This is a genomic window from Sphingomonas sp. Ag1, from assembly GCF_000980895.1.
GTDB lineage: Bacteria > Pseudomonadota > Alphaproteobacteria > Sphingomonadales > Sphingomonadaceae > Sphingomonas > Sphingomonas panaciterrae.
On the sequence record NZ_LAZX01000088.1, the window covers coordinates 49075 to 62050 of the forward strand.

The window sequence follows — 12976 nt, forward strand, 5'->3', positions numbered from 1 at the left end:
GAGGGATCGGTGATCGACATGACGGCCGTGGCGAATGACCTGCCGACCGCAGGCTCTCCGGGATGCGACTGGAAGATGACGGTGTTCGAGCTGGCGATCTTTCTGTGCGTGTTCCGCGCGAGGCGAGCGGCTCGGGTGGAAGAGATCTGTCAGGTAATCGGCGACTGGTTCGAGTGCGCAGTGGAACCATCGTCGGCTGCTGCGCCGATCGAACACATGATCGCCAATCGCTGGGTCGCGGAGGAAAACCACGGCTTGCGGGCCACCGAAGAGGGCCGGACCGCGGCGCGGCCGCTGATGAACGGGATCATCCGGATGCTCGACCAAGGGACGAGGCTCATCGACGTCGCCCTGATGATGTCCGTGCTCCGTTTGACGAAAGGAGAACTGGACAATGGGCTTCGTCATATTTGATCCTGCCATTCTCGCGTCCCTGCTCGCCGGCGCATTGGCGCCCGGCTCTGTAGCACCGGGCCTGCCGGCGCCCGCTCGACCAACCTCCGCCTGCAGCGCCGCCGCGCTCTCCACGGCCGGGATCGACTGCTGCCTTCACATCGCGGCCTGGGACACGCCGACCACCCCATCCAACCACCACCCCGCGCAATCTCAGGATGGTGCGGCCGACCAGCAGGGAGGACGATGATCATGTCGAAGATGGCGAAGCTGGCGATGATCCTGCTGACCGCGGCGCCGATGGCCGTGCCGGTGCGTGCGCAGGATGCGGGGAGCGCGGCCGATGGCGTCGAGGCGGCCGCTGGCGGTGATGATTTCTACTGCGGCGAGCGCAAACTGGGGCAATGGTTCTATTGTTCGAAGCCGAGGCCTCCGGAGACGGCAAAGGCTCAACCGCAGGTGCCCGAGCAGACCGCGGCGGAGCGCCTGGCCGCGATCACGCACCAGCTTGATGAGCTCAAGGCCCGAGCGATCCTTGATCCTTCCGAGGCGAATGTCATCGCCTATGTGCGCTTCCAGCGCGAGCAACTGGATCGTGCCTCGACGTTCTCGGATACGTGGCAGCGCGCCCTGTGGCAGAATCCGGATATCGACTACACGCTGCAGCGGCCCGTCAACACAGTCGCGAAGCGAACATGGCTCGATAACCGCAAGGCCGATCGCGACCAGGTCCTCATCAACCTGAGCCAGCGTTACGGCTTGTTCTACTTCTATGCGCAGAGCTGCGGGGCCTGTGAGGTGTTCGCGCCGATCCTGCGCTCGGTCGCGGATAGCCATCGGATGGCGGTCATGGCCGTCTCGATGGATGGTGGCCCGAGCCGGGACTTCCCCAACTATGTCGTGGATTCCGGCCAACGTGCCCGGATGGGGCTTTCGGGCAATGAAACGCCGGCGCTCGTGCTTTTCGACACGGCTACGAAGCGGACCATCCCCGTCGGCTACGGCATCCTGAGCGCCGACGAGATCATGGATCGCATCTTCATGCTCACCAACACCAAGGTCGGGAGCGATTACTGATGTCTAATCCTCGGCAGAATGGTCGGCTCAGGAGGCTGGCACATCGTGCCGGCGCCGCGTTGATGATGGCGGCCGCCTCGCACTTCGCTCTGATCGGCGTCGCGCGCGCCGACGTCGCGTCCGAGATGAACGGCTTCTTCAATGATGCCGGCGGTGCCGCGAACGTGACCGGGCCGACGGCGTTCCAGGGACAGTCGGCAGGCTATTACTCGCTCGGCAACGTCTGGACCCGCTTTCCGCAGAAGAGCGTGTCGCCGTTCAACCTTCAGCTCCCCAGCGCGCGCGCGGGATGCGGCGGCATCGACCTGTTCTCGGGCTCGTTCAGCTTCATCAATGCCAGCGAGATCGTGGCGATGCTGAAGGCGACCGCGAACAACGCCTTGGGCTTTGCTTTCAAGCTGGCTATCGACAGCGTCTCGCCCGAAATCGGCAAGGTCATGGACGAGTTCAGCCAAAAGGCTCAGCTCCTCAACCAGATGAACATCTCCAGCTGCGAGACGGCGCAGGCCCTCGTCGGGGGAATCTGGCCGCAGATGGAGACCACGCGATCGACGATTTGCGAGGCGGTCGGCAACAGCCAGGGCGTGTTCTCCGACTGGGCCGCGTCCCGGCAGGGCTGCAACAACGGCGGTCAACGAGATGGGACGCTCGCCGGCAATACCGATCCTCACATGAAGGAGCAGATCGTCGGCGACCCGCACAACTACACCTGGGAGGCGCTGAAAAAGTCCTCGAAATTCGGCGCGTTCGACCAGGCCTTCTCCGAATATGTGATGACCTTGGTGGGAACGATCGTGACCACGCCTCCGACCGGCAGCGATCAGGGGCCGAAGGTCGTGATCTACGGTCCTGCCGAAGAGGCGGTCGTGACGGCGCTGTTGGACGGCACCGCCAGTGCGCCGCAGGTCAAGATCCTCAAGTGCAACAACGAACTTTGCACGGACGTGTCCGACCAGACGCTGAGCGTGCCCGAGGCGAGTGCTCTTCGGCCAAGGATCGCGACGATGATCAAGAGCATGAGCTCGAAGATCCGCAGCGACACGGCGCTCGACGCGGCCGAAAAGCAGCTCCTGAACATGGCCACCGTGCCGATCTACAAGATTCTCGCGGTGCAGGCCTATGCCCACTATGCGTTGACCGACGGCGAGATCCAGACGCTGTCCGAGATCGTCGCGGTCGACCTTCTTAACGCCATGCTCGATAATATGCTCGACCGCGTCGAGCAGGCGAAGGTCTTCTATCAGACCGCAGACCAGGAGACGGCCGGGCAGTGGCGCCAGCAAATCGCCGCCACCCGCGCCAAATTCGCGCAGCGCGACGTCAAGCTTAGCAACAAGCTCCAGGTGACGATGCAGATCATCAACCGGAGCATCATGCTCGAATCGACCCTGCAGAACAGCATGACGCCGGGCATGTCCTCGGCGCTCAACTTTTCGCGGGGCTTGAACGCGCAGGGCCTGCTCTAGGCGCGGAAGGGGAGGGTTGCGACGTGCTCGAGGTCTTCACCGTCGGCGGGGGCGAGTATCTCGTCAACACCTTCAATGCCGTGGCAGCGTGGGCCGGGGGAGGGGGTTACAAGTCGCTCATCCGGGTCGTGATGGTGATGGGCCTGATCTACTCGCTGCTTGTCGTCGCCTTCACTCTCAACTTCCGCGCCTGGATGAACTGGTTTCTGCAGGCGACCGGGATCTATCTGTGCCTCATGGTGCCGACGATCGACGTGAAGGTCACGGATCGCATCAATCCGAGCCTCGCCCCGGCGACTGTGGCAAACGTCCCTCTGGGGCTGGGCGTCCTCGCGAGCTTCACCACGCAAATCGGCGACTGGCTCACGCGTACCGCCGAGACCGTCTTTGTGATGCCCGGGGAGCTCAACTACACCACCAACGGAATGGTCTATGGGGCTCGGCTGTTCGACGCGACCCGCAACTTCGTGATTCGAGATGCCGAATTCTCGACCAACCTCGAGAGCCACTTCAAGAACTGCCTTTTCGGCGACGTGATGCTCTACCAGAAGTCCCTCACCAATCTGGCGAAGGCGACCGACCTATGGGCGGCTATCGGACCCGGCTCGGAGGCTCGGTCGCAGGAATGGCTGGAGCGCCAGGGTGATGGGACGGTCCAGAACTTCATCGTCACCTGCCGGCAGGCTTATGACAGCCTCAACGGCCAGTGGGCCGGGATGATCGAAGCCAATGCTGAGCCTTGGGCCAAGGAGGTCTATCCCAAGCTCAGCAACGCGGTCGCCGCCGCCAAGCTCAAGCACGACCTGCCGATCGTCAACTCGGCCTTCACGGGCTCAGGTGACGACTTCACCGGCGTCATGCGCCAGAACACGGCGATCAACGCCTTCATGCAGGCGCGCAACTCGATGGCTGGCGGAAGCGGGGCTGCATCGATCGACACCTTCGCACAGACGCGAGCCGACATTCAGGCGCGAAACACCTACAATTCGATCGCGCAGCAGGCGATGGCATGGGTTCCGATCCTGAACATCGTGCTCACTGTCGTCTTCTTCGCAATGTTCCCCGTCATCTTTCCCCTGTTCCTGTTGCCCCAGACGGGGATGGGAACGCTGAAGGGCTACGCGATGGGGTTCTTCTACCTGGCGTCTTGGGGTCCGCTCTACGTTATCCTTCACATGATCTGCATGACCCGGGCGGAGAGCGCGGCGAACGGCGTGGCCGCCGGCGGAATGTCGCTGGGGAGCTATGCCGGGATTGGTGCGGTGAACGGCGAGACCGCGACGATCGCCGGCTTCATGCTGATGAGCATTCCCTTCCTCGCGGCGGGCTTGGCTCGTGGTGCAATGTCGATCGCCGGGCAGGCGACGTCGATGCTCGCCCCGGCGCAGAACGCCGCGGAGGCGGCCGCGCTGGAGCAGACGACGGGCAATTATTCCTATGGGAATGTCAGCTGGGCGAACTCGACGTCGAACATGCGGCAGGCCGATCAATGGTCGACCGCCCCGAGCTTCATGGGGGGCGCGGCGAGCGTGGGGTGGCGCCAGGACAATGGCGCGCTCATCAACAGCTTCGGCAACGGCCAAGAGGTGTTTGATACAGGCGGCGCCATCTCGCGGCTTTCGTTCGCCCCAACTGTTACCACCGGCGCCATCGCCGAATGGCGGCAGATGGCGAGCGAGGCACACCGCCAATCGCAGGCCTACGACAACGCCGCGCAGGAAGTGCTCAGCTGGACCAAGACCGACCGGAGTGCCTACGGCACGTCCAGCGAGCGGTCGTCGGGATGGGATTCGAGCAGCGGCCGCGCTGCCAACACATCGATTGAGCAGTTCGATCGCACGACAGGCAGCAGCTCGCAGGGTCTGGAGGATCGGTCGTCGACGGGCCAGAGCCAGCGAGTGTCTGACGGCCACGATCGTAGCGCCGGCACGGTTGATCAGATTGGCGGGCGTCTCGATGCGGGAGTTGGCGGCAACCGCGGTGGCGGCGGAGGTGGCGGCGTCGGTGGTCGGGGCAGCGCTCTCGGCCGAGTTCTTAGAGCGCTCCCCGGCGCTGGCGCAACTGTAAGCAAAACGGGCAGCCAGCAGGATACGCTCCGTCATGGGACGGAGGACACGCGCTCATCGGATAGTTCAAGCACGGCGAGTAGTGGGGTTCGCGACGAGCACTCCAATGGGACGGGGGCGACATCCTCTGATGGCACTTATGATCGCTCGGGAGTGTTCAGCCGGGCTTCGACGTCGTCTAGCTCGTCCTTGACCCACGAGCAGGCCCTGGCGCGTGCGAAATCGTATACGGAGACCGCGCGCAAGCTGGAGGAGCTGTCGCAACAGCTGTCGCGCGACGCCAGCTACGCCGAAACACATGGCATGCAGCTAAGCGAGAACATGAGCCAGGATCTCGCGCAATGGTATCGCGCGCAGCAGGCCTCCAACCCAGGCCTTGACGCTCCCGAGCTTTGGGCGACCGATCTCAGCGACCATCAGCGTGCCGTCCGCCAGGAGATGGTGACGCGCTGGATGCGCGAGAAGCAGGATGACATCCGCGAGGAGATTGCTGGCAAGTTGCAGGAGCCCGATCTCGTTCAGGTTAATAGGCTAGGCGTCGACAGCGCAGCGGATGTTGTCGGCTCTTACCGTCCGCATGGCGTATCGGACATTCCCTCTGGCCCGACCGGAGGCGATCCTCGTGCGGCCCAAGCGGTCATCGAGGAAGGTGCCGCGCGCCTAAATGAAGACCGCACAGCGGCGCAGAATGCACGCGCGAACAACGTGCAAGGCTCTGTTGAAGTTCAGCTAGAAGTGAATCGCGATCACAATCGCGGCTTCTTTACTGATCCGAAGCTGCGGGAGTGATCGCCGTGTCAGATGGCCAATGTCATGTATACGCCGAGCCCGATCACGACAGCGACGCCAAGAATCTGGCCGATGACCGTGCCGAACGAGAGAGGCGCATCGCTGTTGTCGGTGACCGGGACGTCCTCGATCAGCAGCAGCGGCCCCGACGGGCGGTCCTCTGTGACCAGCAGCGTGTGCGTGTCCAGCATGTGACGAACCTCCAAACGTCTTAAACATACAAGGTTCGAGGTTTCGCCACAAGGATTGAGGACACGGCTTAATGACAAGAATCGAGACCGGGCCAGAAGAAAGGCAGTGTGCTGTCCCTGAGCTAGATATGGCCAACTGGGCTGTGTTCGGCTTTTCGTGGGTGCTTGTGATGGCCGTAGGCTTGATGCCGGTCGTGGAGGCGAGCCTCAGGCGATCGCCTTCAATTTCAGTGCCGGTTGTGATCGCGTTCTTCGCAGCGGTCGCAAGCGGCCTTGCCCTCCGGCGGCGTTATAGCTGGCTCGGCTTCGTGCTTCACATCATCGGTCAGATAGCAATCTGGCTGTCGATCTTCTGCATGTCGTTAGCGGTCGTGCTGTACGTGTCCGGCTGAAACAGGCTCTCGCCCCCAACAGGTTTTCACGGGGAAAGATCGCTAATCGGCACGAACACCTCGCCGGTCTCGGCCGCGCGGCGGACCTTGAGCGCGAGCAGCCGGTCGATCCCGATGCCGCGATCCAGTGCATCATAAAGGTCCTTGCCCTCGACGCCGATCACGCGCTTGCCGCGGCCGAACGCGCGCAGCCCCTCGTCGGTGAAGCCGCCGAAGCTGATGAAGACGCCGCGGGCCCACGAAGCTTTTTGCTCGACCTTGCCGTGGAAGGTGTGAAGCTCAGCGACGCCGATCTTGCGATTGAGCCACTTGGCCTCGACCAGGTAGGTTTCGTCCGCAAGCTCGAAGCTGCCGTCGATCTGCTCGCCATCGAGCCGGAACGGCTCTCGGGCCTTCAGCCGGAAGGCGTCAAACAGGTCGGTCAGGAAGCGCTCGAAATCATAGCCTCGGCGATGCGGCTCGAGGTCGCGGATCGCGATCAGCCGATCTCGCATCCGGGCGAAATCGATCGCATCGAGCATCGGCGCGGGAACGACGTTCGCCGGTGCCGGGGTCGCGGAGCCTTCCAGTTTGGCGATCAACCCGGCAATCTGAGCGGCCGCCCGGGGCATCGGATCCGGCGCGCCGCTTCCCCGGAGCGCCTCACGCTGCTCCCAAAGAACGCGCAGCGTCCGGGCCGCGGTGCCGTCGTCCACCTGCGCCAGAAAGCAGCGCAACCGCTTCGCCTTCGACGTCCCGTCGACGGCATATTGTGGCGCGTCGATGTCGATCTCGAGCTCGCGGACGAAGAACTCGGCGAAGGTCCGGTTCGAAAAGTCGAGCACGTAGCCCTTCTCACCGCCGCGGAAGACCTCGTCGATCAGGCCCAGCTCGATCGAGCGCAGACTGCTCACCGCCGCTTCGCCTTCGAGGGGCGGGCGCGGTCAGCCGCGCGGATAACGCTGAGCACCGCCGGGTGTACGTCGCCGGCTTCCTCGTCGGTCGGCTCGGATGCCCATTTCTCGTTGAAGCGCAGCAGCTGATTGTTGCGCCACGCAGACATCTGGTAGCCTTCCGCCTTCAGCCTTGTCTCGACCGATGCCGGCACCGAGAGGTGCTCGGGCAGGACATAGGCGAAGAGCAGCTTGGGCAAGCCGTCGAGGTGCTTGATGGCATAGCCGGTCGAGCGCGGCGACAGCACGCACTTCTTCTCACCCCATCCGGACCGGTAGCTTCGCAGGAGCGAGTCATAGGTCAGGATCTTGATCTTCTGGTCGTCCTCGATGCTCGCGATCCGGTCGCGCTGCGCCTGGTTGAAATCCTTGCCGGTCGAGCGGCCGATGATCAGCACCCGGCGCAGCTCGATGCGATTGCGCGCCATAGGCGAAGGAACGAGCAGCGGCAGAAGACGCTCGCGCACCTCGGACTGGTGCTGCTCCCAATAGTCGCGCCAGACCGCTGTCTGAGCAAGCGCTTCATTGAACGCCGAGGAGCCGCCGACGTGCTTGCTGCTGGTGGTGAACAGCGGCTTGTTTGGGCGCTCGATCTCGATCAGCACCAGGATCCAGCGATCGGACGATTTGGTGAGATAGGCGAAGTCAGCGGTGCGCCCCGCGATCGGGAACTTCGCAATCACGCAGTTCATATGGAGGCGGTGGTTTAGCAGCCAGGAACTCGTGTCGAGCAGTTCGGTATGCTGCTCGAGGAAAGTCTGAATGTCGTTTTCGTTCTTGCCATCGTCGGCGAGCAATTGCTCGAAGGCGGAGGCGAGCGCTTCGTCCGGCGGTTGTCGCATGGGTGGTCTTTTTCTCTTTATGCTGGTTTGTCGGAAAAGGCGCCCTCAGCGGATCGCCACCACTTTCGCACCAACGTCTGCGGCCACATCCTTCCAGGCGCGGTCCGCAGTATAGGCCGGCACGCCAAGCCGCTTCGCCAACGCGAGGCAGAAGCGGTCACCGAGCGAAAGACCCGCCGCGCTGGTGACAGCGCGCAACGCGCCCGCCTCCCAGCCCAGCGCTTCGTCTGCGGGTAGGACGGTATAGGGCAGCGCGCCGAGCATCGCCCTGATCTCTTCGATCGGCGCGCCAAGGTGAACGAAATGGCTCACCACCTCAGCCTCGTTGAAGACCCCCACCGCCGCGTCGCCCACCACATTGGCAACCTTACTTCCTCCGCGCTCTCCCTTCAGCAGCGCGAGTATCGCGGACGCATCGAGAACCGCCTCCGTCACTCGCCACTTTCCGCCCGACGGGTGGTAAGGAAGGCGCCCACGGACGCGTCGGGATGGTCAGCATATTTCTTCGCGATCGCCTGCGCGCGCGCGACCGCCTGCTGAACCGTCCTCAGCACCACGCCATCCTCGGTTTCCTCGAGCAAGACCGCGCCGCCGCCTTCGAGACCGAGCCGCTTGCGGATGCTTGCCGGCAAGCTCATGCGTCCGTTGGGCGTTATGTTCACTTGGACGGTCATGAGTCGCATCGTCTCCGCTGTGGCAAGCGAGGGATCACATACCACATGGTGCCTCATAGGAACAGCGTTGTTGCATATGCCAAGATTTGCAACACATGCCACTCGATGTAATTAGCGATAAACTTGATTCCCGCGAAAAAGATGTTGGCGGTTTCGGGAGCACTTGTCGGTTCTCCTGAAAGGGTGGACTCGCGGCTAGATTGCCGCTTAGCGACGACGTGCACCTGAAACAGTGGACATTGTTCCCGAAACAGCGGACGATCGCCCAGCTGGGACCACCCGAGGCGTCGTGCCATGCGAACCGCGGACCTGAGGACGGCGAGCGACGCCGACTGGGCGGAGGCGCATCGCCGCGAGAAGATCATTCGCCCGCTCGCCTCGATGACGCGCGTGCCCGGCGATGTGGCCACCCAAGCCATGGTCCAGCTGGAACTCGGCCGCGCTCGCTTCCACAAGCTCCTGCAACTCTACCGAGCCACGCCCGCTGCGGCGTCACTGCTGCCGCGACCGCGAGGAAGGGAGAAGGGGGAGCAGCGGCTCTCGGCCGCGGCTGAGCATCTTATCGCTCGCGGCATCGCTGATTTCTACCTCACGCTCGAGAAGCCCAGCGTTCAGGCGCTCCGCCGCTGGCTGCGACACGAAGGAACGAAGATCGGGGTCAAGGTGCCCAGCACCAAGGCGATCCAGGCCCGGTTGGACCGGCTCGCTCCCCAGCTCGTTACGGCCCGCAGACAGGGTGCCAAGGCAGCCGCTGACAAGTGGGAGCCAACGCGAGGCGTGCTCGAGGCGGACTACGCGCTTGAGCTCGTCCAGTCGGACCACACGCTGGTCGACGTGATCGTTGTCGACGACCTGTACCGCAAGCCTATCGGCCGGCCTTGGCTCACGCTGATGATCGACTTGGCGAGCCGAACCGTGCCCGGCTTCCACCTCGACATGCTGGCGCCGTCCGCTGTTTCGGTCGGTATGTGCATGCGGCACGCCGTTCTCCCCAAGCGGGACTGGCTGGCCGAGCGGAGCATGAAGGCACCGTGGGACAGCCAGGGGCTCATGGATCGGCTGCACCTCGACAACGCGCGCGAGCACCGCTCAGACGCGCTGAAGCGCGGCTGCCGAGCTCATTCGATTGCGCTCGAATATCGGCCGGTGCGTCGGCCGCACTTCGGCGGTCACATCGAGCGGCTGATTGGCACGATGATGGGGGCCGTCCACCTCCTACCCGGAACGACCTTCTCTAACGTCGCCGAGCGTGGCGACTACGATGCGGAAGGTGAGGCGTGTATGACGCTGAGCGAGCTGGAAGTCTGGCTCGCCGCGCAGATCATCGGCCCATATCATGCGGAGCGGCACCGCGGGATCGGCATTCCGCCCGCCCTTGCTTGGGCCGAGGGGGTGGAACGACGCCCGGAGCTGGTCCGCCTTCCGGCCGACGATGCCGCGTTCCTGTTCGACTTTCTACCCTGCGAGCTGCGCGCCGTGACACCACACGGCATCGAGCTGTTCCGCACTCACTATTGGGATGATGCGCTATCCTGCTGGTACACGCGGCCGGGGCAGACGATGCCGGTGCGTTGGGATCCCCGCGACCTTTCGCGCGTCTGGCTCGAGCTACCACACGGCGAGCACCTCGAGGTGCCCTACCGCGATCTGCGGCGTCCCGCGATCACCCGCTGGGAACAGAAGGAGGCGGTTCGCACTTTGCGGGAGCGCGGCCAGCAGGCTGTCGACGAGACGATGATCTTCCAGGCTGTGGAGACCCAGCGATTGATCGTCGCGGAAGCGGCGCACAAGACCAAATCCGCGCGGTTCGCGCTTCAGCGGACCAAAGCGGCACTGCGCGACGCCCGTCGGGCGAGGGGTGGCAGCAAGCTCCGGCTTGAGCAGGTAACCCCTGCCGTTGGCTTATCTGCGGTAGAGGAGAGGACGGGCGGCGATCAGCCGGGGCTTCCTTATCTTGTCGAGGATATGCCCCAATGAGCGACCTCTCCCATCTCGCCGATGGTTATCGCGAGCGCGCGCGTTGGCCCGACGCCGACCGGATCGCCTGGATCCGCAAGGACCGGTGGCTCGGCTTCCCGAAGGCGGAAGCGGTGCGCAAGACGTTGGACGCGATGCTGCGCTATCCGCCGCGCACGCGCATGCCGTGCCTGCTGATCTACGGCCAAACCGGCATGGGCAAGTCGCGCATCGTGGAGCGCTTTGAGGCAGAGAACCCGCGCGGGCTCAACGAGGCTATCGGCGTGGCGACGATACCGGTCGTCGCCGTCCAGCTTCCACCGCAGCCGACCGACGGCGAGTTCTACGGCGAGGTGCTCGAGAAGCTCGGCGCCGGCTTCGCCGCGCGGGGGGACACGCAGCGTGCGCGCCTCCTGACTCGCCGGCTGATGGGGCAGGTGGGTGCTCGCATGCTGATCCTGGATGAGATCAACCACATGCTGGCCTGCACGCCGCGCCAGCAGCGCATCTTCCTCAACACGATCCGCTACCTCGCGAACGACCTGCAGATCCCGCTCGTCTGCACTGGCAACCACGAGGCGCAGGCGGCGCTGCTCACCGACGCGGCGCTCGCCGAGCGGTTCGACGCGGTCGAGCTGGCTCGGTGGCAGAACGACGAAGCGTTCCGCCTGTTGATGGTCACGCTAGCTGCGATCCTGCCGCTTCGGAGACCTTCACAGCTGGAAGAGGAGCGTTGCCGCACGTCGGTACTCGATCTCTCCGACGGCAATACCGGGCGCATCTTCCGCCTCGTCGAGACGTTGGCTGTTCGTGCGATCGAGAACGGCAGCGAATGCATCGAGGCCAGAGACCTCGATGCCGACGACCTCGTGCTGCCCTCGGTCAGCATGAAGGTGATTGCCCAGCGCCGGGGGCGGGCGCGGGCCAGGGAAACGGTCTGAGCCGTGCCGGGCGCGCTGCCGATCGCGCCACGGCCTCATTCTGACGAGCTTATCTCCTCCTGGCTGGCGCGCATCGCCGCTTGTTACGAGATGTCCATCACTGAGTTGCGGCAGGAGCTATCCCCGGGCAGTGCAGGCACCAAGGTCAGAGCGGACGTAGGATGGAAGGGGTCGGAGGCGAAATCCGCGGCGCAACGGCTCCGTGTTGATCAGAATGCGATCATGCGCCTCAACCTGAAGCGCCGCTGGCCGTGGCTGGTGACCGCCTGGTTGCCACGAACCGACGGAAAAGGGCGAGCGCGAGGCGAGCTCGATCTCGCCTGGTGCCATGTCTGCCTTGCTGAGGGCCACGCCACAGGTGGCACCTACCTCGATGCCGAAGCGGCGCTCCCGCTCATCTTCTGTCACCGGCACGGCACCTGGCGGCAGGACTTCTGCCGCCGCTGTCAGCCCCACCAGGAGCCCCGCTTCAGCTGGCGGAGCCGGATCGAGTTCACCTGCACCGACTGCGGCGTACCTCTCAGAACGAACCATTGGAGCGGCCCGAGACCCGCGTCCGACTGTCGGTCGGAGGAGGTGTCCGCCGCCTTAAGCCTGCTGTTCGCCTTCGATGGCGAGTTGCGGAAGGCGCTGCTCGGCAGGTCTGCGTCGCTGACCGGGGTAGGGCAGGTCTCGGCTCGGCAGTTCCTCGCCGTGTTGGACGGGCTCACGCGAGCTTTTCTCGCACCCGACATCAACCGCACCAGCCGCATAAACCTGTTCAACAGCCCGCTGGTACCAAACCTGCCCAATCACGAGCCACAAACCTGGGAAGAGCAGCCCTTTCACGAGCTGTCGCCTGCATATCGTGCTCACGTCTCATGCGCTGTCATCGCACTGCTGTCGGATGAGCCGGTCAGCCGCCTGATGTCGGGCGTGAGGCTCGCTTACGAACGGCATTCGCTCGAATGGCTGCTCGCCAGCACGCCCAGATGGGTCCAGGCGACGCTGGTCCGCGAAAGCACCCGCTGGCCGGCACCGCTCCGCGGGCGCGTCGTGGCGCATCATCGGCGGACGGGTCTGGACGTCGACGACATTCTGGAGCAGTTTGGCGCGTGGCTTGACGAGCGGGAGCAGCGCTTGCGCGAACGAACGTCGCTGATCGGGTAAGGGCGCAACAAGCCCCTAAACAGCTGATCGACAGAGCAAATCTGCCAGTCCGATAACATAGATTATGTTAAGCATCTGAGCGTTATTTTCCGCGGGCTCCCGTCACTG

General features: G+C 64.1%; 13 protein-coding genes. 8 read left to right on the forward strand and 5 right to left on the reverse strand.

Going from position 1 to position 12976, the window contains the following annotated elements; genetic code table 11:
• The first annotated feature begins 18 nt into the window (after positions 1-18).
• The 4 genes from XM50_RS07730 (at position 19) to XM50_RS07745 (ending at position 5791) form a co-directional block, all read left to right on the forward strand.
• Positions 19-414 (forward strand): hypothetical protein, encoded by a 396-nt coding sequence (locus XM50_RS07730; protein WP_231621902.1) that lies wholly within the window; start codon positions 19-21, stop codon positions 412-414.
• Positions 415-645: 231 nt separating this feature from the next.
• On the forward strand, positions 646-1470 hold the full coding sequence (locus tag XM50_RS07735; protein WP_046408794.1) for a conjugal transfer protein TraF: 825 nt from the start codon (positions 646-648) through the stop codon (positions 1468-1470).
• A gap of 65 nt (positions 1471-1535) precedes the next feature.
• Positions 1536-2936, forward strand: coding sequence for a conjugal transfer protein TraH (locus XM50_RS07740; RefSeq protein ID WP_046408795.1), 1401 nt, complete (start codon positions 1536-1538; stop codon positions 2934-2936).
• 23 nt (positions 2937-2959) lie between these two features.
• Positions 2960-5791: a conjugal transfer protein TraG N-terminal domain-containing protein gene (locus XM50_RS07745; protein WP_046408718.1), complete on the forward strand. Its 2832-nt coding sequence runs from the start codon at positions 2960-2962 to the stop codon at positions 5789-5791.
• A gap of 8 nt (positions 5792-5799) precedes the next feature.
• Here XM50_RS07745 and XM50_RS07750 read toward each other — a convergent pair whose 3' ends face one another.
• The gene (locus XM50_RS07750) at positions 5800-5982 is read right to left on the reverse strand and encodes a hypothetical protein (protein WP_046408719.1); all 183 of its coding nucleotides are present in this window, start codon (positions 5980-5982) and stop codon (positions 5800-5802) included.
• 128 nt (positions 5983-6110) lie between these two features.
• Here XM50_RS07750 and XM50_RS07755 point away from each other — a divergent pair, with 128 nt between their 5' ends.
• Positions 6111-6374, forward strand: a complete 264-nt coding sequence (locus XM50_RS07755; protein ID WP_231621897.1) for a hypothetical protein — start codon at positions 6111-6113, stop codon at positions 6372-6374.
• 26 nt (positions 6375-6400) lie between these two features.
• Here XM50_RS07755 and XM50_RS07760 read toward each other — a convergent pair whose 3' ends face one another.
• Genes XM50_RS07760 through XM50_RS07775 form a run of 4 tightly spaced genes read right to left on the reverse strand, consistent with a single transcriptional unit; the run spans position 6401 to position 8822 of the window.
• Complete coding sequence (locus XM50_RS07760; RefSeq protein ID WP_046408722.1) at positions 6401-7267, reverse strand: restriction endonuclease; 867 nt, start codon at positions 7265-7267, stop codon at positions 6401-6403.
• Positions 7264-8148 carry a Shedu immune nuclease family protein gene (locus XM50_RS07765; RefSeq protein ID WP_046408723.1) on the reverse strand — a complete coding sequence of 295 codons (885 nt, stop codon included), beginning with the start codon at positions 8146-8148 and terminating at the stop codon, positions 7264-7266. Before XM50_RS07765 ends, XM50_RS07760 begins: the two co-directional genes overlap by 4 nt.
• A gap of 45 nt (positions 8149-8193) precedes the next feature.
• Positions 8194-8583 carry a type II toxin-antitoxin system VapC family toxin gene (locus XM50_RS07770; protein ID WP_046408725.1) on the reverse strand — a complete coding sequence of 130 codons (390 nt, stop codon included), beginning with the start codon at positions 8581-8583 and terminating at the stop codon, positions 8194-8196.
• Positions 8580-8822, reverse strand: a complete 243-nt coding sequence (locus tag XM50_RS07775; protein ID WP_046408726.1) for an AbrB/MazE/SpoVT family DNA-binding domain-containing protein — start codon at positions 8820-8822, stop codon at positions 8580-8582. The genes XM50_RS07770 and XM50_RS07775 overlap by 4 nt, the downstream gene beginning before the upstream one ends.
• A gap of 294 nt (positions 8823-9116) precedes the next feature.
• Here XM50_RS07775 and XM50_RS07780 point away from each other — a divergent pair, with 294 nt between their 5' ends.
• The 3 genes from XM50_RS07780 to XM50_RS07790 are packed head-to-tail and all read left to right on the forward strand — an operon-like array spanning position 9117 to position 12868.
• On the forward strand, positions 9117-10799 hold the full coding sequence (locus tag XM50_RS07780) for a Mu transposase C-terminal domain-containing protein (protein WP_052742492.1): 1683 nt from the start codon (positions 9117-9119) through the stop codon (positions 10797-10799).
• Complete coding sequence (locus tag XM50_RS07785; RefSeq protein ID WP_046408728.1) at positions 10796-11719, forward strand: TniB family NTP-binding protein; 924 nt, start codon at positions 10796-10798, stop codon at positions 11717-11719. Before XM50_RS07780 ends, XM50_RS07785 begins: the two co-directional genes overlap by 4 nt.
• Before the next feature lie 3 nt (positions 11720-11722).
• Positions 11723-12868 (forward strand): TniQ family protein, encoded by a 1146-nt coding sequence (locus tag XM50_RS07790; protein ID WP_082102867.1) that lies wholly within the window; start codon positions 11723-11725, stop codon positions 12866-12868.
• Positions 12869-12976: the final 108 nt, after the last annotated feature.

Coding starts and splice junctions, on each gene's coding strand:
- XM50_RS07730 (WP_231621902.1), top strand. CDS start 19: ATGACGGCCGTGGCGAATGACCTGCCGACCGCAGGCTCTCCGGGATGC.
- XM50_RS07735 (WP_046408794.1), top strand. CDS start 646: ATGTCGAAGATGGCGAAGCTGGCGATGATCCTGCTGACCGCGGCGCCG.
- XM50_RS07740 (WP_046408795.1), top strand. CDS start 1,536: ATGGCGGCCGCCTCGCACTTCGCTCTGATCGGCGTCGCGCGCGCCGAC.
- XM50_RS07750 (WP_046408719.1), bottom strand. CDS start 5,982: ATGCTGGACACGCACACGCTGCTGGTCACAGAGGACCGCCCGTCGGGG.
- XM50_RS07755 (WP_231621897.1), top strand. CDS start 6,111: ATGGCCAACTGGGCTGTGTTCGGCTTTTCGTGGGTGCTTGTGATGGCC.
- XM50_RS07765 (WP_046408723.1), bottom strand. CDS start 8,148: ATGCGACAACCGCCGGACGAAGCGCTCGCCTCCGCCTTCGAGCAATTG.
- XM50_RS07775 (WP_046408726.1), bottom strand. CDS start 8,822: ATGACCGTCCAAGTGAACATAACGCCCAACGGACGCATGAGCTTGCCG.
- XM50_RS07780 (WP_052742492.1), top strand. CDS start 9,117: ATGCGAACCGCGGACCTGAGGACGGCGAGCGACGCCGACTGGGCGGAG.
- XM50_RS07785 (WP_046408728.1), top strand. CDS start 10,796: ATGAGCGACCTCTCCCATCTCGCCGATGGTTATCGCGAGCGCGCGCGT.